Source organism: Gilliamella sp. B2923 (assembly GCF_026536565.1).
Taxonomy (GTDB): Bacteria; Pseudomonadota; Gammaproteobacteria; order Enterobacterales; family Orbaceae; genus Gilliamella.
This window is the reverse complement of the sequence record NZ_JAFNNZ010000006.1, coordinates 64,887-87,380: the sequence shown is the minus strand read 5'-3', so window position 1 is coordinate 87,380 and position 22,494 is coordinate 64,887. Positions and strand designations below refer to the sequence as shown.

The window sequence follows — 22,494 nt, the reverse complement described above, 5'->3', positions numbered from 1 at the left end:
AAGCGGTTCAAAAGTTTATAGAAGCCTCACAGTTATTGTGGGGCTTTTTTCATTTCTTGAATTTTATATAATATTACCCATTATGATAACACCACAAAATGTCAAATTAGGTTTTGCATTAGCAATGTTAACCGCTGTTATGTGGGGCATTGTGCCAATTGCAATGAAATATGCTTTAGTGGTTGTCGATCCGTTAACCTTAGCATGGTCGAGATTGGCTATTTCAGCTGTTGGCATCACAATATGGCTGGCATATAAAAAACAGTTCCCTAATTTAGCGATGTTTAAAAAACGTCGTCGTTTTGTCTTATTGATGATTGCCGGATTTGGTTTGCTCGGCAATTTTGCTTTATTTGCCAGTGCAGTTCAGTACCTTTCTGCGACAACGGCTCAAGTTGTGGGGCAAATGGGCATTGTGGTATTTATGATTTCAAGTGCTTTTGTTTTTAAAGAAAGATTAAGACCAACCCAGATCATTGGGATTTTGGTATTATTAATTGGGTTAGTACTATTTTTTAATAAAAATATTGCAGATCTGTTTTCAAACATGTCTACCTATGGCATTGGCGTTTGGCTAGGGTTGCTTGCTTCGGTCTCTTGGGCATGTTATGCGCTTGCGCAAAAAGTATTATTGCGAAAATTACGGGCAGAACAGTTATTATGGTTGATTTATTTGATCTGTACGGTCGGTCTATTACCGTTCACCTCTCCAACCAAATTGGCTAATGCTGATGCTACTCAGCTATTTGCTATTGTATTTTGTGGTTTAAATACCATTATTGCTTATGGTGCATTAGTGATGGCAATGGAGCGTTGGCAGGCGGCGCAAGTGAGTGCGATAACAACATTAACACCACTGTTTGCGTTAATCTTTTCGGATTTGTTTGCCTTAATTTGGCCGGAAAAGTTTGCAATGCAATATTTAAATATTTTAGGTTATATTGGCGCATTATCGGTTGTAGCTGGTGCTATGTTTGCAACTATTGGGCATTATATATGGCACCCAAGAAAAGGTTTGCTAATTAACCGCAACAAAGAGGATAAATAATGAAATTTGTTGATGAAGCATCAATCCGAGTTGAAGCCGGTGATGGCGGAAATGGTTGTGTCGGTTTTCGTCGTGAAAAATATATTCCAAAAGGTGGACCAGATGGTGGCGACGGTGGTGACGGTGGTGATGTATTTTTTATCGCAGATGAGAATCTCAACACATTAGTTGATTTTCAGTTTGAAAAAAACTACCGTGCAGAGCGTGGTCAAAATGGGCAAGGCTCAGATTGTACCGGTAAGCGTGGTAAAGATATTACTGTTAAAGTTCCGGTTGGAACAAGGATCACTGACAAATATACTGGTGAGATCATTGGTGATTTAACGCATCACCAACAAAAGGTTTTAGTTGCTAAAGGTGGTTTCCATGGGCTTGGCAATGCACGGTTTAAATCATCGGTTAATCGAGCGCCTAGACAAAAAACCGACGGAACTCCCGGTGAAAAACGTGATGTATTATTAGAACTGTTATTACTTGCTGATGTAGGAATGTTAGGATTACCAAATGCGGGTAAATCTACCTTTATTCGTTCCGTATCGGCCGCTAAGCCGAAAGTTGCCGATTATCCTTTTACCACGTTAGTGCCGAGTTTAGGTGTGGTGAGAATGGATAACGAGCAAAGTTTTGTGGTTGCTGATATTCCCGGCTTAATTGAAGGTGCATCAGACGGCGCTGGGCTTGGTATTCGTTTTTTAAAACACTTAGAACGCTGTAGGGTTTTAGTTCATCTAATTGATATTGCTCCAATTGATGAATCAGATCCAATTGAAAATGCTAAAGTTATTATTCAAGAACTTCACCAATATAGTGAAAAATTAGCCAATAAACCACGCTGGTTAGTATTTAATAAAATGGATGTATTGGGTGAAGAAGAAAGCGCCAAACGTGCAGCGGAAATTGCAAAAGCACTCGATTGGAATGATAAATATTATGTGATTTCAGCGGTTAATCATGAAGGTGTAAAAGCTTTATGTTGGGATCTCATGGATTACATGAATGCGCATCCTCGTGAAGCAGAAGAAGCAGAAACGGCAGCAGAAAAAGTGGAATTTATGTGGGATGATTATCATCAACAGGCTATGGATGATGCTTTTGATGATGACGATGATGATTTCGATGACTGGGATGAAAGCGACGAAGAAGGCGTTGAATTCATTTACCAAAAATAATAAAGCGGTATTTATCGCGGCTATCTCATTTGTAATTAAAAATAATAATTTCTACAATGCAGGGTAACTTACCCTGCACTTATCTTAATTTCTTTTCATAGAATCAATTAGTTAGTATTTCCATGCCGGTTAATTAGATCGGTCTATCTTCTTTATTTGGAAAAAATCAAAAAAACTACTTGCTTTTATTAATGAGAATGATTATCATTCAATTGTACTTTGTTAGAGAGTTGAAAGACTTCTGAAAAAGTATGACATTGCTCACATTGCTTCCAATGTTTGCCAGCCTAGCCAACTATGCTGGCTTTTTTATTTTGTATGGTGAGTTAATCGCACTTTATTTATTATGCCTACTATAAAGTGATCTACTTACTTCAAGCAAAGCGCAAACAGCTTCAATCTAAACATATCTTTATTTATTCGTATGGTAGGCTTCAATATAATCTCTTACCTTCACCAAAATAGTATCGATTTCAGCACATTGATAATAAAAAGACATGAATTACACAGATAAACATGATTTGGTTCAGTAAAGCTTTATATGATAAGGTTGATACTATTCAGGTTTATTTCTACTCATTGATAACATCAAATAAAATGAGTAATGCGGCACTCCCACCAAATTCTTTCGGTGCTTGATGAAAACAGATAATGTTAGGATGTTGTGCTAACCACATCGGAGTCTGTTTTTTCAAAATATTTTTGCCATGCCCATACATAATACAAGCACATTGTGCTTTTTCGCGTAAACAGGCCGCAATGAGTGCGGCTATTTCTTTTTTCGCCTCTTTCTGAGTTAGTCCATGCAGATCTAAAAAGAATTCTGGCTCATAAAATCCCCGACGTAATTGTTTAATCTCATAAGGATCAGCATTTTCACGACTGTAGCGAATAGGATCTTGTTGTAACAGTGGCTGATAATTATCAGAAAAATAAAACTCAGCATTTATTTTTGCTAATTGCTGTTTTTGTGTTTCAATCACTTTTTGGGTGCGTTTTTGTGGTTTATGAATCACGGTGTCTTGTTTTATTTTTTTTGTATTACCAATACTACTTTTAAACAAGCTTAGGTCTTCTTCACTTAAATTAAATTTATCAGACATTGGTTATCACTCTGGGTAAACTTTTTGTTTAAATTCACATAAATCTTCAATAACACAAGCCCCGCAACGAGGTTTTCGGGCAATGCAGGTATAACGCCCATGCAAAATTAACCAGTGGTGACAGTTAATTTTATATTTTTCGGGGACAACTTTTAATAATTTTTCTTCAACAGCTTCAACGGTTTTTCCGGGCGCAAAACCAGTACGATTACTTACCCGAAAGATATGGGTATCAACCGCTATAGTTGGCCAACCAAAAGCCGTGTTTAAAACTACGTTAGCGGTTTTTCTGCCTACACCGGGTAGCGAAATAAGCGCATTAAAATTCTCCGGTACTTCGCTTTGATATCTTTCAATTAATATCTGACAGGTTTTAATAATGTTTTCAGCCTTGCTATTATACAGTCCAATTGTGCGTATGTACTGTTTAAGCTTCTCAACCCCAAGTGCTAAAATTTGTTCAGGTGTGTTAGCAACAGCAAATAAAGGCTTAGTCGCTTTATTAACGCTCACATCGGTTGCTTGCGCTGAAAGCACAACCGCAATAAGTAATTCAAAAGGGGTTTGATATACCAGTTCGGTTGTTGGATCTTTAATGTGTTGTTTTAACTTTTCTAAAATCTGAATGCGAGTTGATTGTTTCACGTAATAATTATATATAAGAAAGATTATTTATTATTATATACTTTAATTTTGGTATTATCTTTAGATTAAACTGAGTTTTTATATTGATATATTCTATCAAAAGTATCGTGCGTATTTATAGAAGCGCTGTGTAGTGATTTGATTAAGGTGATTTTTCCTTTTTTGTTGTTGAACATCTCTCGATTGTCTGCTTTTTAGCAAGGGGTTTTTGTGATAAGCTAGTCAACCATTTTTTAATTTCATAAATACAAGGTTTGTTATAAAAATGTCGTTACCAATGATTGTCACCTTTGCTGTGTACATTTTAGGAATGATTGCGATTGGTTTTTTTGCGTTTCGTGCAACGCGAAACTTTGGTGATTATATTTTGGGTGGACGTCGTATTGGTAGTGTTGTGACAGCGCTTTCTGCAGGTGCTTCCGACATGAGTGGTTGGTTATTAATGGGACTGCCGGGTGCCGTTTTTTTATTTGGTATTTCGCAAAGTTGGATTGCAATAGGTCTAATTATTGGGGCGTACCTTAATTGGCTACTTATTGCCGGTCGGCTACGAGTTTTTACTGAGATCAATCACAACTCTTTAACTTTACCTGATTATTTTGCTCGTCGATTTGATGATAAAAGTACGTTGTTACGGATTATTTCGGCGGTCATTATTCTTATCTTTTTTACTATTTATTGCGCTTCTGGCGTGGTTGCTGGTGCAAAATTGTTCGAAAGTACCTTTGGTATGAGTTACGGCTGGGCAATGTTAGCTGGAGCCGGCGCTACCATAGCTTATACGTTTATCGGTGGTTTTTTAGCGGTTAGCTGGACAGATACCATTCAAGCCAGCTTGATGATGTTTGCACTTATTCTTACGCCGATTATGGTTATGGTCAATGCCGGTGGCTTTACCGATGCAATGGCTAATATCAAATCGCTTAATCCTGATTATACTAACATATTTGCCCATATGGATTTTGTTGCTATTGTTTCATTATTAGGTTGGGGGTTAGGCTATTTTGGGCAACCACATATTTTAGCTAGATTTATGGCGGCAGATTCGCATGAGGTGATGAAAAATGCTCGTCGAATCAGTATGACATGGATGATTTTATGTTTAGCTGGTGCAATAACGGTTGGATTTTTTGGTATTGCCTTTTTTGCTAATAATCCTGATCTGGCTTATTTAATTAATAATGGTAAGCATGAACGAATTTTTATTGAGTTATCTAAACTACTGTTTAACCCTTGGATTGCAGGCATCTTACTTGCTGCTATTTTAGCCGCAGTGATGAGCACCTTAAGTTGCCAACTCTTAGTTTGCTCAAGTGCTTTAACGGAAGATTTTTATCGTGCATTTTTTAGACCACAAGCTAAGCAACGTGAATTGGTTTGGGTTGGTCGCATTATGGTATTAATTGTTTCTGTTATTGCGATTTTACTTGCCATCAATCCTAACAATAGTGTACTTGATTTAGTAAGCCATGCTTGGGCTGGCTTTGGTGCGGCTTTTGGACCTATTGTGGTTTTTTCAGTATTTTGGTCTCGTATGACCCGAAATGGTGCACTAGCTGGCATGGTGGTTGGTGCGATAACCGTTTTACTTTGGATCAATTTTAATTGGTTCAATCTCTATTCACTTATTCCCGGATTTTTATTTGCTTCAATCGCTATTGTGATTTTTAGTTTATGTGATAAAAAACCTAACGAAATAGTGGAAGATCATTTTAAACAAGCGTATAAACGTTATCATAACAAAACTGAGTAAATCTTACTTTAGTAGAATATCATTGTAACAAAATTTAATAGGTAAAAATCATGACAAAAAATGTGATCAAACAACTACAAGAGCGTGGACTGATTGCTCAGCTTACTGATGAAAAAGCACTAATAGAACAAGTCGAACAAAATCCTATTGCGCTTTATTGTGGTTTTGATCCAACGGCTGATAGTTTGCATCTTGGTCATTTAGTTCCATTACTTTGTTTAAAACGTTTTCAACTAGCCGGGCATAAGCCTGTGGCTCTAGTTGGTGGCGCAACTGGTTTGATTGGCGATCCTAGCTTTAAAGCTGTTGAACGAAAACTCAATACCGAACAAACAGTTGTTGAATGGAGTGAGAAAATCAAACAACAAGTCTCGCCATTTTTAGATTTTAATTGTGGTGAAAATGCCGCAATTGTAGCTAACAACTATGATTGGTTTAGTGGCATGAATGTACTGACTTTTTTGCGTGATATTGGCAAATATTTTTCGGTTAATGCGATGATTAATAAAGAATCAGTTAAACAACGTATTGACCGTGACGAAGTGGGTATTTCATTTACAGAATTTTCTTATAGCTTACTGCAAGCTTATGATTTTGCTTGTTTAAATCAATCACAAAATGTTGTTTTGCAAATTGGTGGTTCTGACCAGTGGGGGAATATTACCGCTGGTATTGATTTAACCCGACGATTACATCAAAAACAAGTTTATGGTTTAACTGTACCGTTGATTACTAAGTCTGACGGGACTAAATTCGGTAAAACTGAAAGTGGTGCGGTATGGCTTGATCCGAAGAAAACCAGTCCTTATAAATTCTATCAATTTTGGATTAATACTGCTGATGCTGATGTTTATCGATTCTTGAAATTCTTTACTTTCATGCCATTGAATGAAATAGATGAATTAGAACAAGAAGATAAAAATAGTGGCGTTGCGCCAAGAGCTCAATATGTACTTGCCGAACAAGTTACCCGTTTAGTTCATGGGGAAGAAGGGCTTATTGCTGCTAAACGAATCACCGAAAGTCTATTTTCCGGTAAATTGACCGACTTGTCCGAGGCTGATTTTGAACAATTAGCGCAAGACGGTATGCCAACTTTAGCGGTGAGTGATGAAATTGATTTACAACAAGCAATTGTTAATGCTGAGTTTGCCCCTTCCAGAGGTCAAGCAAGAACAATGATTGAATCAAATGCTATTTCGATTAATGGTGAGCGTAATGCAACAACGGATTATCGATTCGCTGATAGTGATAAACTTTTTAACCGTTATACTTTACTTCGTCGTGGTAAGAAATATTACTGCTTATTAATTTGGAATTAATTTTATGAAAAATATATTATCGATTCAGTCACATGTGGTATTTGGTCATGCTGGAAATAGTGCCGCCGTCTTCCCGATGCGTCGATTGGGCGTGAATGTTTGGCCTTTAAATACAGTACAATTTTCTAATCATACTCAATATCGTCAATGGACTGGAACGGTAATGCCTGCATCTCATCTAACTGAGATTGTTGATGGAATTAATGCAATTGATGAATTAAAGCATTGTGATGCGATCCTAAGTGGTTATATGGGATCGCCTGAGCAGGGTAATGCAATTATTGAAATTGTAAAAAAAGTAAAAGCAGTTAACCCTAATGCAATTTATCTATGTGATCCTGTTATGGGGCACCCTGAAAAAGGCTGTTTTGTCGCCCCAGGGGTCGCTGAATTTTTATGTAATAGCGCTTTACCAATGGCCGATATGATGGCGCCTAATATATTAGAGCTTGAGGAGCTAAATGGTAAGCAGCAAATCAAAAATGTTGATGAAGCGATTGTTGCCTGTCGTGAACTTTGTAAAAAAGGACCGAAAGCTATTTTAGTAAAACACTTAAGTCGAGCCGGTTATCGTAAAGATCGTTTTGAAATGCTTTTAGTGACTGAGCAAGAAGCATGGCATATTGAACGCCCATTAGTTGATTTTGGTGAAAGACAACCAGTTGGTGTCGGTGATATGACAAGTGGCTTGTTTTTAGCTAATATTTTGCTTGGAAAATCACTGGTTGAAGCTTTAGAACATACTACATCAGCTGTATACGCAGTTATGCTAGAAACGTTGAAACGAGAGGCGTATGAATTACAATTAGTGGCTGCCCAAAATGAAATTGAAACACCAAATCAATGGTTCAAAGCGAAAAGAATTGATTAATTTTGTAAATATGTAAAAATATAGAAAATTTACGGATACAGTATTAAACGAGGGGATTAATGGAAGACAATATTTCATTGGGTAAGATTCTTTCCAATTCAAGAGATAATTTAGGATTAACTCAAGAAGATATTGCCAATAAACTTCATGTACGTAAGGCGGTTGTATCAGAAATTGAAAACGACCAGCTTGTTCATGCCCCTTTTGTTTTTGTTAAAGGTTATATTCGTGCTTATGCTGAAATTGTTGGTTTGCCAAATGAAGAGTATCAACCTTATCTTGAAGATTTGAAAAAACAGTATTCATCTCAGAAGATTGCTGAGCTTGTTCCGAAAGATAAAAAAACAAAAGGTAGTAGTAAAGTTCTATTTGCCTTCTTATTTATTTTCTTATGCGCGTTAGGTGCCACACTTTATTTTGTGACTAAGCAAGATAAAAGTAATCTTGTTGAAGTTAGCCATTATATTTCCCCACCAACATCAGATCGTGTTAACAGTTAGCAAATTTTCTTAATCTCATACAGACATTTGCTGTAATTCTTGTTAAGATTGCCAGCTAGTTATTTTGTAATATGATTAGGCAGGTTATGAGTCATCACGATTCACCAATTAACAGAAGAGAATCAACCCGAATTTATGTCGGCAATGTTCCTATTGGTGGCGGTGCGCCTATTGCTGTTCAGTCCATGACCAATACGCGTACAACTGATGTTGAAAAAACAGTTGCTCAAATTCAAGCGCTTGAGCGTGTTGGTGTTGATATTGTTCGTGTTTCAATACCGACAATGGATGCAGCTGAAGCATTCAAATTTATAAAACAACAAGCAAAAGTACCACTTATTGCCGATATACATTTTGATTATCGTATTGCTTTAAAAGTGGCTGAATATGGTGTTGATTGTTTAAGGATTAATCCCGGAAATATCGGTAATGAATCAAGGATTCGAACGGTTGTTGATTGTGCTAAAGATAAAAATATCCCAATACGTATTGGGGTAAATTCGGGCTCATTAGAAAAAGATATTCAAGAGAAATATGGTGAACCAACACCGCAAGCTATTGTTGAGTCAGCTATGCGCCATGTTGAGATACTGGACAAATTAAACTTTGATCAGTTTAAAGTAAGTGTTAAAGCATCAGATGTTTTTACTGCGGTTGATTCATATCGCTTGCTTGCAAGACAGATCAAGCAACCATTACATTTAGGGATAACTGAAGCTGGTGGTGTGCGCAGTGGTGCGGTAAAATCTGCAATAGGATTAGGGTTGTTGTTAGCTCAAGGCATTGGTGATACGTTGCGTGTTTCGTTAGCAGCGGATCCAACCGAAGAAGTAAAAGTTGGTTTTGATATTTTAAAATCGTTACGTATCCGCTCTCGTGGTATTAATTTTATTGCTTGTCCAACCTGTTCAAGGCAAGAGTTTGATGTCATTAATACGGTAAATATTCTAGAGCAACGTTTAGAAGATATTATTACGCCAATGGATGTATCAATTATTGGTTGTGTGGTCAATGGTCCAGGCGAAGCATTAGCTTCGACTATGGGTGTTGCTGGTGGTCATAATAAAAGTGGTTTTTATGAAGACGGCGTTCGTATTGGTCGTATCGATAACGAGCAAATGATCGATGAGTTAGAAGCCAAAATACGAGCAAAAGCATCACTATTAAAAAACAGAATTGCAGCAACTGAACTATAATTTTATTAGATAGCGAATAAATAAATGACAGAGAAAAAAATCCAATCTATACGGGGAATGAACGATTTACTCCCTAGTGATAGTGCGAGTTGGCAACAAATAGAGAAAATTGTAAAAGGTGTTTTAAACAGTTATGGTTATAACGAAATTAGAACGCCAATTGTTGAAGATACTGCACTATTTAAACGCGCTGTCGGCGAAGTGACCGATATTGTCGAAAAAGAGATGTATACTTTCAATGATCGTAATGATGAAAGTATTACTTTGCGCCCAGAGATTACTGCTGGTTGCGTACGTGCCGGTATTGAACATGGTCTATTTTATAATCAAGAGCAGCGTCTTTGGTATTTAGGTCCGGCATTTCGTTATGAAAAACCGCAAAAAGGTCGTTATCGACAGTTTCATCAATTTGGTGTGGAAGTTTTTGGACTTGAAGGACCTAATATTGATGCCGAACTTATCTTATTAACGGCACGTTTTTGGAAAGCGTTAGGTATTGAAAATCATACTTCACTTGAGCTTAATTCAATTGGTTCAGTTGAAGCAAGAGCGAATTACCGAAATGCGTTAGTTAACTTCCTTGAACAACATAAAGATAAATTGGATGAAGACTGTCTGCGTAGAATGTATACTAATCCACTACGTGTTCTGGATTCGAAAAATCCGGTCGTGCAAGAGCTTCTTAATCAAGCGCCGAAACTGTTTGATTATTTAGATGAAGAGTCTAAGCAACATTTTGAAGGCTTATGCCGGTTACTGGATAATGCAGGTATAAAATACAATATTAATCAAAGATTAGTTCGTGGCTTGGACTATTATAATCGTACCGTGTTTGAATGGGTCACCAGTAGTTTAGGTGCACAAGGTACGGTTTGCGGTGGTGGTCGTTATGACGGACTTGTTAGCCAGCTCGGTGGACAGCCAACGCCCGCAGTTGGTTTTGCTATGGGGCTTGAGCGTTTGGTTCTACTGGTTCAAGCAGTTAATCCGTCATTAAATCGAGATAATTCGATTGATATTTATATGATATCGTCTGGTGATGAAAATACCATATCTGCTGCGCAGTGTGTTGCTGAGCAATTACGTGACGGATTACCGGAAAGACGCATCGTTACAAATTATGGTAGTAGTAATTTTAAGAAACAATTTGCCAAAGCAGATAAATTAGGTGCTAAAATAGCAGTCATTATTGGTGAAAATGAAATCGCTAACCAGTCAGTGACAATTAAAAATTTACAAACAGGCGAACAAGTTGAAGTAGCACAAAACGATATTGTTCCGACTTGTATGGCGATACTGTAAAGTAAGGGAAATAGGAGAAAAATGTGAGTCATCAATTATCGAGTGAAGAGCAGCTTTCAGAGATAAAAGAGTTTCTTGCTAAAACGTGGAAATTGATAGTTGCGATTATTGTTATTGGACTTTTAGCCTTTTATGGCTGGCAATACTGGCAATCTTACAATTTAGAAAAAATAACGCAATCATCTGACAAGTATGAACAATTAGTTGCTAATTTAGATAATACTAAACCTGAGTCAGTGAATGAATTAGTCGCATTTGCTAAAGATAACACCACTGTTTTTAGTGTGTTTGCTAATTTGCAGGCCGCCAAATTTTATGTTGAAGTACTTAAAGACTATTCGGGTGCAAAAGCATTATTACTTGATGCATTAAAGAAGAATGATTCTGAAACAATTGCTTCAATTATTAATATCCGTATTGCACGATTAGAGTATCAACTTGAGCAATATCAACAAAGTTTAACAACATTAAATCAAGTCACAGAAGAGAGTTGGGCGCCAGTTGTTAATGATATTCGTGGTGATATATTAGTAAAAATGGCCGATTATACTAATGCGATTGCCGCTTATAATGTGGCGTTAACTTCATCACCAATGCCTGGGCTTGAGCAAAGTATTAAAATGAAGTTAAATCAAGTTGAATTTCTAAAAACAAAACAACAAGCTGAACAAGAGGCACAGGCAGCTAAAGAGAAAGCCGAACAGGCGGCTCAGACAGAAAATAAATAACTGAACTAAACAAGAATTAATTCATCCTGGTATAAGGGTCTATACAATGAAGTTATCAAAATATCTTTTTATTAGTGTTTTTATGTTTTCACTTGCTGGATGTTCTTTGTTTGGTGGAGAAGAAGAAGTTGTACAAGTCTCACCTTCACCAGCAGTAAATAATCAATTTTCTATACCACAAGTATGGCGAAACAGTACATCTGGCAATACTCAAATCTATTCATTATTAGGTCCTATAAACTATGATAATGTTGTTTACGCTGCTAGCCGCAGTGGACAAGTTAAAGCGATTGATTTAACCAGTGGCAATACGTTATGGGATGTCAATTTATCGCAAAGTTCTTTTTTTAGTAGCAAAACAGCCTTATTTTCTGGTGGTGTGAGTGCAGATGATAAATATGTTTATGTGGGTAGTGAACGTGCCGTTGTTTATGCTCTAGATCGTAGTAATGGTAAAGTAGTATGGGAAAAAGCGGCTAAAGGTGAAGTTCTTGCTCGCCCGGTATCTACCGATGATAAATTAATCGTCCATACTGCAAATGGCATGTTACAAGCTTTCGATCGTAATACTGGTGATGAATTATGGGATGTGTTACTTGAAGTTCCATTATTAACCTTAAGAGGAAATTCAACACCGACAATTGCACATGGTGCGGCAATTTTTGGTGATGATAATGGACGTGTTAATGCCTATTATGTCAATGACGGAGAAATGATTTGGCAACAACGCATATCAAATCCAACAGGATCGACAGAAATTGCAAAATTAAATGATGTTGATTCTACCCCAGTAGTTGAAGGTAGTCTGGTCTATGCAATTGGTTATAATGGATATGTTGCTGCGCTTGATTTAAGTAATGGACAAGTTGTTTGGCGCAAACAGTTAGGATCGACGCATAGCTTTGTGGTAGACTCTCAAGAATTATTTGTTGTTGACCAAGATGATAATATTCAAGCTGTCTCTAAAGATGGTGGCTCAGTATTATGGACTCAGTCAGCACTTTCACACCGTCAATTGACTGATCCAGTTATTTACCAAGATAATATTGTTGTAGGTGATTTTGAAGGTTACCTGTATTGGTTAAATAAAGAAAATGGTGAAGTTGTCGCTAAAACACAAGTGAGTAGTAGTGGGTTAATATCCCGACCATTAGTTGTTGATAATAAAATAGTTGTTCAAGCAAAAAATGGTGATATCTACGCTTTCACAAAAAATTAAGGTTATTAGAGAATAAACATGGTACCTGTAGTAGCACTAGTTGGGCGTCCGAATGTTGGAAAGTCGACTTTATTTAATCGCTTAACTCGAACTCGAGACGCATTAGTCGCTGATTTCCCAGGATTAACACGCGACCGTAAATATGGCCGTGCTGAAATCAAAGGTCATGAATATATTGTCATTGATACTGGTGGTATTGATGGCACAGAAGATGGGGTTGAAAGCTTTATGGCTGAACAATCCCTGCAAGCGATCGAAGAAGCTGATATTGTTCTTTTCTTAGTTGATGCCAGAGCTGGTGCAATGCCTGCTGATCATGCTATTGCTAAGCATCTCCGTTCACGTGAAAAAGCAACTTTTTTAGTCGCTAATAAAATTGATGGCATTGATGCCGATACCGCTATTTCAGATTTTTATGGTTTAGGATTAGGTGAAATTCATCCAATAGCAGCCAGTCATGGTCGTGGTGTAAGTGTCCTAATTGAAACCGCTTTAGATCCTATTTTCCAATTTGCAAATGAACAAGATGATGAGTTTGCAAGTCATGAGCCATTTGATGATGAATCTTTCTCTGATGATGAGCTCAACGATGAAACTCAATCGCTAATTGATCAACCAATTAAAGTGGCGATTGTTGGGCGACCAAACGTTGGTAAGTCAACACTAACCAATCGTATACTTGGTGAAGAAAGGGTTGTCGTATACGACATGCCCGGCACCACTCGAGACAGTATTTATATACCAATGACTCGGGATGAACGTGAGTACATCATGATTGATACGGCGGGTGTACGTAAGCGGGGAAAAGTGACGGAAACGGTTGAAAAGTTTTCAGTCATCAAAACTTTACAAGCTATTGAAGATGCCAATGTCGTTATTTTGGTTATAGATGCCAGAGAAGGGGTATCTGATCAAGACTTATCATTGCTTGGATTCATTATTAATAGTGGGCGCTCACTTGTTATAGCAGTGAATAAGTGGGACGGTTTGTCACAAGATATTAAAGAGCAGGTCAAAGCAACTTTAGATGATAGGTTAGATTTTATTGACTTTGCCCGAGTACACTTTATTTCTGCGCTTCATGGTTCAGGTGTTGGGAATTTATTTGATTCAATTCAAGAGGCATACGATTGTGCAACTCGTCGTGTCAATACTGCACTTTTAACTAAAATTATGCAAATGGCGCAAGACGATCATCAACCTCCTTTAGTTCGAGGTCGTCGAGTTAAGTTGAAATATGCGCATGCTGGTGGCTATAATCCGCCAATTGTTGTGATCCATGGTAATCAAGTTGAAGATTTACCGGATTCCTATAAGCGCTACTTAATGAATTATTTTAGACGTTCATTAAAAATTATGGGGTCGCCAATTCGTATTCAGTTTAAAGAAGGTGCCAACCCATTTGAAGGGCGTAAAAATAGCCTAACAGCGTCGCAACAACGCAAACGACGTCGATTAATGAAACATGTTAGAGGTCGTAAATAATTTATGCCAAAAAAAGTCACAGTTGATAGTGGAAAAGAAGGGTTTTGTCCAAAATGTCATAATAAAATGAGTGTATTATCACCTCAGCATTATGATTGTCCTAGTTGTAAGACGCACTATCTTGAACAGTATATATGTCCAATTTGCCAACAAAATCTACAAATGATTAAAGGCTGTGGCGCAATCAATTACATTTGTCCTACTGACGGTTTAATATCCAGCAGTAAGGTGATATTTCATTATTTACCAGAATAGAACAATCTATTTTTATTAGAGCCATACGAGGTTAGTTTATGCGAATTATTTTATTAGGAGCACCAGGGGCAGGGAAAGGAACCCAAGCACAATTTATTATGAAAAAATATGGCATTCCACAAATTTCAACCGGGGATATGCTACGTGCAGCAGTAAAAGCAGGAACTCCACTGGGATTACAAGCAAAAGAGCTAATGGATGCCGGTAAGCTTGTTACCGATGAACTTGTTATTGCATTAGTAAAAGAGCGCATTGCTGAAAGTGATTGTGTAAATGGCTTTTTATTAGATGGTTTCCCGCGTACTGTACCACAAGCTGACGCTATGAAAGCTGCCGGTATTAATGTTGATTATGTGCTGGAATTTGATGTACCGGATTCAGTTATCATCGATAGAATGAGCGGACGCCGAATTCATGCGCCTTCAGGTCGTGTTTACCATGTGCGCCACAACCCACCAAAAGTTGAAGATATTGATGATATCACTGGTGAACCATTAACCACCCGAAAAGATGATGATGAAGAGATTGTACGTAAACGTTTAGTTGAATATCATGATTTAACTAAACCACTTATTAACTACTATCAACATGAAGCTAAAGAAGGGCGTACCAAATATTTCCGTGTAGATGGTACTCAACCGGTGGCTGATGTAACCAACGAATTAATTAAAATTTTAGGTTAATTAGTTTTAATTAAAAAAGCGAGATAGGATAGACTATTTCGCTTTTTTTGTGCTTTGAATTATTTCGCGGCAGTAAGAGCTTGCGCTAGATCGGCAATAATATCATCGATGTGTTCGATGCCAATAGACAAACGAATCATCTCTTGGCTTACGCCAGCTTTATGTAGCTCTTCATCGTTAAGTTGACGATGTGTAGTAGATGCCGGATGACAGGCTAATGATCGGGTGTCGCCAATATTGACTAAGCGAATAATTAACTTTAATGCATCAATAAATTTAGCTCCGGCTTGCTTACCCCCTTTAATTCCAAAAGATAAAATACCCGCTGGTAGTCCATTATCCATCTGTTTTAGTGCTAAGGCATGTTCAGCATGATCACTTAAACCGGCATAATTGACCCATTCAACTTGTGGATGAGATTGGAGATACTGTGCAACTTTGAGGCTATTTTGGCAATGGCGCTCCATACGTAAAGAAAGCGTTTCAAGCCCTTGCAACAATAAAAACGTATTAAATGGCGAAAGTGCCGCTCCCATATTTCGTAATGGTATCACTCGGCATCGAGCAATATAAGCTGCATCACCAAAAGTTTCGGTATAAGCGACCCCATGATAAGATGGATCAGGTTGGTTAAGCATCGGGTATCTATCACTGTATTTTTTCCATGGAAACTTACCTGAATCCACTATCATGCCACCAAGGCTATTACCGTGCCCACCGATATATTTAGTTAATGAATGGACAACAATATCAGCACCAAATTCAAACGGACGGCAAAGCGCCGGACTGGCGACAGTATTATCAACAATCAAAGGGATCCCATGACGGTGTGCAATATCTGCAAGTGCTGCTAAGTCAACAAGATTACCCGCTGGATTACCGATACTTTCGCAATATATGGCTTTTGTTTTATCATCAATCTGTTGTTCTAATGCTTGAAGATCATCATGTGGTGCGAATTTTGTGGTAATACCAAAATTAGGTAAAGTGTGTGCCAGTAAATTATAGGTTCCACCGTATAATTTAGAAACCGATACAATATTTTCACCCGCAAAAGTGATCGCTTGAATGGCATAAGTAATGGCAGCCATGCCCGATGCGACAGCTAGTGCGCCAATGCCTCCTTCAAGGGCAGCTATGCGAGCTTCAAGTACAGCATTCGTGGGATTGGTAATTCGTGTGTAAATATTACCCGCAACTTTTAAATCAAATAAATCAGCACCATGCTGAGTATCATCAAAAGCATAAGAGGTTGTTTGATAAATTGGTACCGCAACGGCGTGGGTTGTTGGTTCTGGCGTATAGCCTGCGTGAAGAGCGATCGTTTCTGGTTTCATGGTAGAGCCTCAAAAGTAAAACAATAAGGCTCTATTTTGTGCAAAAAATGATAAAAATGTAAAGCGTTATAAAACCATTCTCACAATATCAATTTCACCTAATTCTTTATATAAATTCTCGACTTGATCAATATGTGTTGCATTAATAGTAATAGAAACTGAATGATAATTACCTTTACTACTCGGTTTTATAGAAGGTGTATAATCCCCGGGAGCATGTTTTTGAATCACACTCACTACTTTATCAACAAGTTCAGGTTTTGCTTCTCCCATGACTTTATAAGTAAAAGAGCATGGAAATTCTAATAATTCATTTAATTTGGTCTTTTGTTGCATCATTTTATTATTCTCATTTAATCTAACTGTTTTAATTGGTATTACTAATTATAATAGCTCATATATAGCCTCTTTATTATTCTTCAAGTGATGAGAAATAAACATTTCTTTTTAAAGGTTATAATTTGATCTATGATAATAAAATTCTAACACAGCTTGCTAACTGTGGCTTGCTTTCAATTAAAAAGGTCAAAAAATATGTCATCCCAGTCTACTATTAAAGAGCCTTTTGGAACATTATTAGGTTATGCGCCTGGTGGCGTTGCGATTTATTCATCTGATTATGAAACATTAGATCCTTGCCAATACCCTAATGATGCCTCATTTCGTAGTTATTCCGGTCACGAATATATGGGATACAAGTGGCAATGTGTTGAATTTGCCAGACGGTTTTTATTTCTCAATTATGGTATTGTGTTTACCGATGTAGGTATGGCTCACGAAATTTTCTCCTTGCGTTTTCTTCGCCAAGTTATCAATGAAGCCATCTTACCTTTGCAAGCATTTGCTAACGGTAGCAAAAAAATGCCAGAAGCTGGCTCTTTGCTTATATGGGATGATGGTGGCGTGTTTGATAGAACAGGACATGTTGCCATTATTACTGAAGTGTTCGAAGATAAAATCCGCATTGCTGAACAAAATGTAATTCACACACGTTTACCAATTGGCCAACAATGGACACGTGAATTAAAGATGACCGTTAACGATCAAGGTTATTATATTCATGACACCTTTGACGATACCACTATTTTAGGGTGGATGATTCAAACCGAAAAAAACCAACACAGTTTACCTCAACCTAATGTTCCAGCGCCATTACTTGCTATTCATAGTGTACATATTAAAAACAAAGGTCAATTTGATAAGAAGTGGTTAAATGAGCTTGACCCGCTCGAGAGTGCATATGTGCTAGCTGCCGGGCATGCTATTAGCCATGATGACCATTATCGTTACTTCACTATTTCAGAAAGTGCTGAGCAAGAACTTATTCGCGCAACCAATGAACTGCATTTAATGTATTTACATGCTACTGATAAAGTTTTAAAAGATGATAAATTATTACTCAATTTTAATGTACCGGAAATTCTCTGGCCAAGGTTAAGACTCTCTTGGCAACAACGGCGTTATCAAATGATAACCGGTCGTTTAGATTTTTGTATGGATGAACGAGGTTTTAAAGTTTATGAATATAATGCAGACTCTGCATCGTGCCATACTGAAGCCGGGCAAATATTACAAAATTGGGCGATACAAGCTGAACTAAATGTTGGTGTGAATCCAAGTGCTGGCTTGCTCAATTCTTTAGCAAACTGTTGGAAACATAGTGATGCTCAAGCCTTTGTTCATATCATGCAAGATAATGATAGTGAAGAGAATTATCATGCATTATTTATGCAAAAAGCGCTAACGCAAGCTGGTTTTGAGAGTAAAATTTTACGTGGCCTTACTGGTTTAAAATGGGATAAACAAGGTAGATTGGTTGATGATGAAGATCGTCAAGTTACTTGCGTATGGAAAACATGGGCATGGGAAACCGTTTTAGAGCAACTGCGTCAAGAAAGTGAAGCACAAGTTGCCGGATTGCCTATTCGTACTTGGCATCCTGAAAATGCTGTGAGACTAATTGATGTTTTGTTACGTCCCGAAGTATCTGTTTTTGAACCTTTATGGACTGTGATCCCAAGTAATAAAGCGATATTACCTGTGTTATGGTCTTTATTTCCTCATCATCGTTACTTGTTAGAATCAACGTTTGAGCTCAATGATGATCTAATTAAAAAAGGTTATGCTATTAAGCCAATTGCTGGTCGCCGAGGTAGTGATATTGAATTAGTTAGCAGTAAAGAGCAAATCCTTGATAAAACGGTTGGTAAATTTGCTAAGCAAGAGAATATTTATCAAGAACTATGGTGCTTACCAAAAGTTGATGATCGCTATCTACAGGTTTGTACCTTCACTGTTGGAGGCCATTATGGTGGCGCCTGCTTACGCTCCGATCCTTCTTTAGTGATACGAGGTGAAAGTGATATGCAACCATTACGAGTATTAACCGATGAGGAATTTTTAAAACAAGTTGCCAAAAAGAATAATTAAAAATTGATGATATCGATTACATTAATAGTATTTTCTGTTAAACTTAGCTTTAATATATAAAATAATATAATAATCAATAATAATATAATTATTAAAAAATTAATAAAAATTAAAAATTAAAAATTAATAAGAAATAATACATAGGGAATAGAAAGGAACATATGGCAAGTGCATTGCTCAGAAGTAGTGATATCAAATGTTTCAAAAAGCTAGAACATGATAGAACAGCCTTCTATCTTGTTGGCGTGCAAAATTGTGAAATATTTAAACTAAAAATTGGTAAGCAATATGCCAATGATTTAGCTATTTTGCAAAAAAATGCTATAGCCAATAGGATTGATTGGTACACACCTTCTGATGCAAGTAACAACGATATTGCTTGCAGTTCGGTCAGTGAAAAACTAAAAACCGCTCTTAATATCCTCAATAAATTAAGATTAAAAGTAGATTCTAAATTCTTTTCTCAATCTAAATCATCGCTAACAGTCAAACCCTCCACCCGATTATCAATCCACTCAAAGTTTATAAAATCGCTTTCTTTTATAGTGAAACAACTCATTACTGCTATTGGTAGTATGAAGATCCAAGCAAATTTAACCCTTGGGCTTTTCAAAAACAATTATACAAGCCGTAAACGTGACGATATGGCGTTCAGACAAGCTGGTACTGCCCATACTTTATTAGCAGATTTTATTGTTTGGTATGTTTTTGTTAAAAATCGAGCAAGTGATAAATTTATAAAAAGATTAAATAATAATAAACCGATTTTTTCTTCACCAAACGGTGAATTTAATATTCAAGTAACGCATTCATTAACAGGATTAAACAATATAACTAGAAATTATTCTCAGAATGCAATATTAAATCGGCTTATTACATTTGTGAATACAAACATAGCACATTATAGAGATTGCGAAATCAATCAAGAAAACAATCACCAATCAGGTAAAATTGTGAATTGTTTCGAGCAGTATCATATTCTTTAAAATAAATAATAAAATTGAAGTAACAACGTCTTTTGAGCGAAAGGCATTTTTCTACTTCATAAATTAAATAAATAAAGCTCATAAATTTTTGAGTATAAGGTAGAGGATATCATGGCATTACGCATTGAATTAATTGGAGATAACCCCGATAGTATTAAGTTTTTAGTACATGAATGGATTGGTAGTTCTGATGTTGAGATACTAATACAACGAGCTCAGGATAACTATTATCTATTGGAACACAATCAATGGGGCCCAGAAGAGTGTTGGCATACAATTGAAAAGATCACACTAGATAATGAACAATTAATAGGTCAAATTGATGAATGGTTGATTGATTCATTATTATCCCAAGAAGGTCAGATTCAATTTTCAATGCAAATCCGTGATAAACAAAATGTAAATTGTGTTTGTGGCGGTGTAATCAATTTTTCAGAAACGGTCAGTCCTTCAACAGCATCGAGTATGCAAGATACATTACCCGACGATGAGCAAGTAGACATGCAACAAGCGTCAGAGTCTGTAAAAGAATCGGCTAGTGAAAATGAATCAGCATTCATTGAAGAGCCGAATATTGATTCTCAAAATGAAACAGTTGCTGAACACGACGAGTCTACATCTGAAGGCGAAACGGTACAAGATCCGCAAAAACCTGAAGAAAAGAAAGGACAGAACTTAAAGACTGTTAAGAAAAAAAGCCGTTTGGGAATTATTTTTATTCTATTTTTTATTCTTATGATGTTTGGTGGTGCCGCTTTTGCAACATGGTATTTTATGATCTTCAAAAATGAAACAGAGCAAACGTTGCAAACACAACAAGAGTCGGTAAAACCAGAGCCAAAAGTAGAGCAGAAGAAGCCGGTAGAGTCTGATGCGAAGCAAGAGCAGGCGGCATTAGTAAAACCGGAGCCAAAAGTAGAGCAGAAAAAGCCTGTAGAATCTGATGCGAAGCCAGAGCCGACGGCGTCGGTAAAACCGGAGCCAAAAGTAGAGCAGAAAAAGCCGGTAGAGTCTGATGCCAAGCCAGAGCCGACGGCATCGGTAAAACCAGAGCCAAAAGTAGAGCAGAAGAAGCCGGTAGAGTCTGATGCGAAGCCAGAGCCGACGGCGTCGGTAAAACCGGAGCCAAAAGTAGATCAGAAGAAACCGGTAGAGTCTGATACGAAGCCAGAGCCGACGGCGTCAGTAAAACCGGAACCAAAAGTAGAGCAGAAGAAGCCGGTAGAGTCTGATACGAAGCCAGAGCCGACGGCATCGGTAAAACCGGAGCCAAAAGTAGAGCAGAAAAAGCCTGTAGAATCTGATGCGAAGCCAGAGCCGACGGCGTCAGTAAAACCGGAGCCAAAAGTAGAGCAGAAAAAGCCGGTAGAGTCTGATACGAAGCCAGAGCCGACGGTATCAGTAAAACCGGAGCCAAAAGTAGAGCAGAAAAAGCCGGTAGAATCTGATACGAAGCCAGAGCCGACGGCATCAATAAAACCAGAGCCAAAAGTAGATCAGAAGAAACCGGTAGAGTCTGATACGAAGCCAGAGCCGACGGCATCAGTAAAACCGGAGCCAAAAGTAGATCAGAAGAAACCGGTAGAGTCTGATACGAAGCCAGAGCCGACGGCGTCAGTAAAACCGGAGCCAAAAGTAGAGCAGAAGAAGCCGGTAGAGTCTGATACGAAGCCAGAGCCGACGGCATCGGTAAAACCGGAGCCAAAAGTAGAGCAGAAAAAGCCTATAGAATCTGATGCGAAGCCAGAGCCTGCGGCATTAGTAAAACCGGAGCCAAAAGTAGAGCAGAAGAAACCGGTAGAATCGGATGCGAAGCCAGAGCCGACGGCATCAGTAAAACCGGAGCCAAAAGTAGAGCAGAAGAAACCGGCAGGATCTGATGCGAAGCCAGAGCCGACGGCCTCGGTAAAACCAGAGCCAAAAGTAGAGCAGAAAAAGCCGGCAGAGTCTGATACGAAGCCAGAGCCGACGGCATCAGTAAAACCGGAGCCAAAAGTAGAGCAGAAAAAGCCGGTAGAGTCTGATACGAAGCCAGAGCCGGCGGTATCGGTAAAACCGGAGCCAAAAGTAGAGCAGAAAAAACCGGTAGAGTCTGATGCCAAGCCAGAGCCGACGGCATCGGTAAAACCAGAGCCAAAAGTAGAGCAGAAAAAACCGGTAGAGTCTGATGCCAAGCCAGAGCCGACGGCATCAGTAAAACCGGAGCCAAAAGTAGAGCAGAAAAAGCCGGTAGAGTCTGATACGAAGCCAGAGCAGGCGGCATCAGTAAAACCGGAGCCAAAAGTAGAGCAGAAGAAACCGGTAGAGTCTGATACGAAACCAGAGCCGACGAAACCAGTAGCGTCAACGCCAACGGCACCGACGAAACCGGTAGAGCCGACGAAACCAGTAGCGTCAACGTCAACGGCACCGACGAATTCGGTAGAGCCGACGAAACCAGTAGCGTCAACGCCAACGGCACC

Annotated in this window: 19 protein-coding genes and 1 pseudogene; 16 read left to right on the top strand and 4 right to left on the bottom strand. The window is 38.1% G+C overall.

The window, feature by feature from the left end; all coding sequences use genetic code 11:
* The first annotated feature begins 82 nt into the window (after positions 1-82).
* Together J3U42_RS07995 and cgtA are read left to right on the top strand one after the other, a co-directional pair.
* Positions 83-1,048: a DMT family transporter gene (locus tag J3U42_RS07995; protein WP_220218679.1), complete on the top strand. Its 966-nt coding sequence runs from the start codon at positions 83-85 to the stop codon at positions 1,046-1,048.
* A complete protein-coding gene (cgtA, locus tag J3U42_RS07990; RefSeq protein WP_267329628.1) occupies positions 1,048-2,217 on the top strand; it encodes an Obg family GTPase CgtA in 1,170 nt (389 codons plus the stop codon). Before J3U42_RS07995 ends, cgtA begins: the two co-directional genes overlap by 1 nt.
* A gap of 572 nt (positions 2,218-2,789) precedes the next feature.
* On the opposite strand, the gene smrB is transcribed toward cgtA, so the two are convergent.
* A complete protein-coding gene (gene smrB / locus J3U42_RS07985) occupies positions 2,790-3,320 on the bottom strand; it encodes an endonuclease SmrB (RefSeq protein WP_267336165.1) in 531 nt (176 codons plus the stop codon).
* Positions 3,321-3,326: 6 nt separating this feature from the next.
* On the bottom strand, positions 3,327-3,965 hold the full coding sequence (nth, locus tag J3U42_RS07980) for an endonuclease III (RefSeq protein ID WP_255556188.1): 639 nt from the start codon (positions 3,963-3,965) through the stop codon (positions 3,327-3,329).
* A gap of 259 nt (positions 3,966-4,224) precedes the next feature.
* Here nth and putP point away from each other — a divergent pair, with 259 nt between their 5' ends.
* From putP to adk, 11 genes are all read left to right on the top strand, one after another.
* A complete protein-coding gene (gene putP / locus J3U42_RS07975) occupies positions 4,225-5,718 on the top strand; it encodes a sodium/proline symporter PutP (protein WP_366518715.1) in 1,494 nt (497 codons plus the stop codon).
* Between the two features lie 50 nt (positions 5,719-5,768).
* Positions 5,769-7,040 carry a tyrosine--tRNA ligase gene (gene tyrS / locus J3U42_RS07970; protein WP_267336164.1) on the top strand — a complete coding sequence of 424 codons (1,272 nt, stop codon included), beginning with the start codon at positions 5,769-5,771 and terminating at the stop codon, positions 7,038-7,040.
* Positions 7,041-7,044: 4 nt separating this feature from the next.
* Positions 7,045-7,911 carry a pyridoxal kinase PdxY gene (gene pdxY, locus J3U42_RS07965; protein WP_267336163.1) on the top strand — a complete coding sequence of 289 codons (867 nt, stop codon included), beginning with the start codon at positions 7,045-7,047 and terminating at the stop codon, positions 7,909-7,911.
* A 59-nt stretch (positions 7,912-7,970) separates the two neighbouring features.
* Complete coding sequence (locus tag J3U42_RS07960; RefSeq protein WP_220218685.1) at positions 7,971-8,411, top strand: helix-turn-helix domain-containing protein; 441 nt, start codon at positions 7,971-7,973, stop codon at positions 8,409-8,411.
* Between the two features lie 86 nt (positions 8,412-8,497).
* Positions 8,498-9,607 carry a flavodoxin-dependent (E)-4-hydroxy-3-methylbut-2-enyl-diphosphate synthase gene (ispG, locus tag J3U42_RS07955; protein ID WP_267336162.1) on the top strand — a complete coding sequence of 370 codons (1,110 nt, stop codon included), beginning with the start codon at positions 8,498-8,500 and terminating at the stop codon, positions 9,605-9,607.
* Between the two features lie 24 nt (positions 9,608-9,631).
* Positions 9,632-10,909, top strand: coding sequence for a histidine--tRNA ligase (gene hisS / locus J3U42_RS07950; RefSeq protein WP_267329633.1), 1,278 nt, complete (start codon positions 9,632-9,634; stop codon positions 10,907-10,909).
* A gap of 23 nt (positions 10,910-10,932) precedes the next feature.
* A complete protein-coding gene (locus tag J3U42_RS07945; protein ID WP_220218688.1) occupies positions 10,933-11,637 on the top strand; it encodes a YfgM family protein in 705 nt (234 codons plus the stop codon).
* 46 nt (positions 11,638-11,683) lie between these two features.
* Positions 11,684-12,856 carry an outer membrane protein assembly factor BamB gene (gene bamB / locus J3U42_RS07940; RefSeq protein ID WP_267336161.1) on the top strand — a complete coding sequence of 391 codons (1,173 nt, stop codon included), beginning with the start codon at positions 11,684-11,686 and terminating at the stop codon, positions 12,854-12,856.
* 18 nt (positions 12,857-12,874) lie between these two features.
* A complete protein-coding gene (der, locus tag J3U42_RS07935; protein ID WP_267329635.1) occupies positions 12,875-14,341 on the top strand; it encodes a ribosome biogenesis GTPase Der in 1,467 nt (488 codons plus the stop codon).
* A gap of 3 nt (positions 14,342-14,344) precedes the next feature.
* Positions 14,345-14,596, top strand: a complete 252-nt coding sequence (locus J3U42_RS07930; protein WP_220218691.1) for a zinc-ribbon domain-containing protein — start codon at positions 14,345-14,347, stop codon at positions 14,594-14,596.
* A gap of 38 nt (positions 14,597-14,634) precedes the next feature.
* Entirely contained in the window at positions 14,635-15,279 is a 645-nt protein-coding gene (adk, locus tag J3U42_RS07925) for an adenylate kinase (RefSeq protein WP_220218692.1), read from the top strand.
* Between the two features lie 59 nt (positions 15,280-15,338).
* On the opposite strand, the gene J3U42_RS07920 is transcribed toward adk, so the two are convergent.
* Together J3U42_RS07920 and ybeD are read right to left on the bottom strand one after the other, a co-directional pair.
* Positions 15,339-16,616 carry a bifunctional O-acetylhomoserine aminocarboxypropyltransferase/cysteine synthase gene (locus J3U42_RS07920; RefSeq protein WP_220218693.1) on the bottom strand — a complete coding sequence of 426 codons (1,278 nt, stop codon included), beginning with the start codon at positions 16,614-16,616 and terminating at the stop codon, positions 15,339-15,341.
* A gap of 66 nt (positions 16,617-16,682) precedes the next feature.
* Positions 16,683-16,952, bottom strand: a complete 270-nt coding sequence (gene ybeD, locus J3U42_RS07915; RefSeq protein WP_294954205.1) for a DUF493 family protein YbeD — start codon at positions 16,950-16,952, stop codon at positions 16,683-16,685.
* A gap of 198 nt (positions 16,953-17,150) precedes the next feature.
* Between ybeD and gss the strand changes: the two genes are divergently transcribed.
* The 3 genes and pseudogenes from gss to J3U42_RS07900 form a co-directional block, all read left to right on the top strand.
* Complete coding sequence (gss, locus tag J3U42_RS07910) at positions 17,151-19,046, top strand: bifunctional glutathionylspermidine amidase/synthase (protein WP_220218695.1); 1,896 nt, start codon at positions 17,151-17,153, stop codon at positions 19,044-19,046.
* Positions 19,047-19,207: 161 nt separating this feature from the next.
* Positions 19,208-20,032: a virulence factor SrfC family protein gene (locus J3U42_RS07905; RefSeq protein WP_267336160.1), complete on the top strand. Its 825-nt coding sequence runs from the start codon at positions 19,208-19,210 to the stop codon at positions 20,030-20,032.
* A 111-nt stretch (positions 20,033-20,143) separates the two neighbouring features.
* Positions 20,144-22,494, top strand: a pseudogene (locus J3U42_RS07900) (hypothetical protein); the annotation flags it as partial.

Excerpts from the sequence above, each read along its gene's own strand:
- J3U42_RS07995 (WP_220218679.1), top strand. The coding sequence starts at position 83 with ATGATAACACCACAAAATGTCAAATTAGGTTTTGCATTAGCAATGTTA.
- cgtA (WP_267329628.1), top strand. The coding sequence starts at position 1,048 with ATGAAATTTGTTGATGAAGCATCAATCCGAGTTGAAGCCGGTGATGGC.
- smrB (WP_267336165.1), bottom strand. The coding sequence starts at position 3,320 with ATGTCTGATAAATTTAATTTAAGTGAAGAAGACCTAAGCTTGTTTAAA.
- tyrS (WP_267336164.1), top strand. The coding sequence starts at position 5,769 with ATGACAAAAAATGTGATCAAACAACTACAAGAGCGTGGACTGATTGCT.
- pdxY (WP_267336163.1), top strand. The coding sequence starts at position 7,045 with ATGAAAAATATATTATCGATTCAGTCACATGTGGTATTTGGTCATGCT.
- J3U42_RS07960 (WP_220218685.1), top strand. The coding sequence starts at position 7,971 with ATGGAAGACAATATTTCATTGGGTAAGATTCTTTCCAATTCAAGAGAT.
- ispG (WP_267336162.1), top strand. The coding sequence starts at position 8,498 with ATGAGTCATCACGATTCACCAATTAACAGAAGAGAATCAACCCGAATT.
- hisS (WP_267329633.1), top strand. The coding sequence starts at position 9,632 with ATGACAGAGAAAAAAATCCAATCTATACGGGGAATGAACGATTTACTC.
- bamB (WP_267336161.1), top strand. The coding sequence starts at position 11,684 with ATGAAGTTATCAAAATATCTTTTTATTAGTGTTTTTATGTTTTCACTT.
- der (WP_267329635.1), top strand. The coding sequence starts at position 12,875 with ATGGTACCTGTAGTAGCACTAGTTGGGCGTCCGAATGTTGGAAAGTCG.
- J3U42_RS07930 (WP_220218691.1), top strand. The coding sequence starts at position 14,345 with ATGCCAAAAAAAGTCACAGTTGATAGTGGAAAAGAAGGGTTTTGTCCA.
- adk (WP_220218692.1), top strand. The coding sequence starts at position 14,635 with ATGCGAATTATTTTATTAGGAGCACCAGGGGCAGGGAAAGGAACCCAA.
- J3U42_RS07920 (WP_220218693.1), bottom strand. The coding sequence starts at position 16,616 with ATGAAACCAGAAACGATCGCTCTTCACGCAGGCTATACGCCAGAACCA.
- ybeD (WP_294954205.1), bottom strand. The coding sequence starts at position 16,952 with ATGCAACAAAAGACCAAATTAAATGAATTATTAGAATTTCCATGCTCT.
- gss (WP_220218695.1), top strand. The coding sequence starts at position 17,151 with ATGTCATCCCAGTCTACTATTAAAGAGCCTTTTGGAACATTATTAGGT.
- J3U42_RS07905 (WP_267336160.1), top strand. The coding sequence starts at position 19,208 with ATGGCAAGTGCATTGCTCAGAAGTAGTGATATCAAATGTTTCAAAAAG.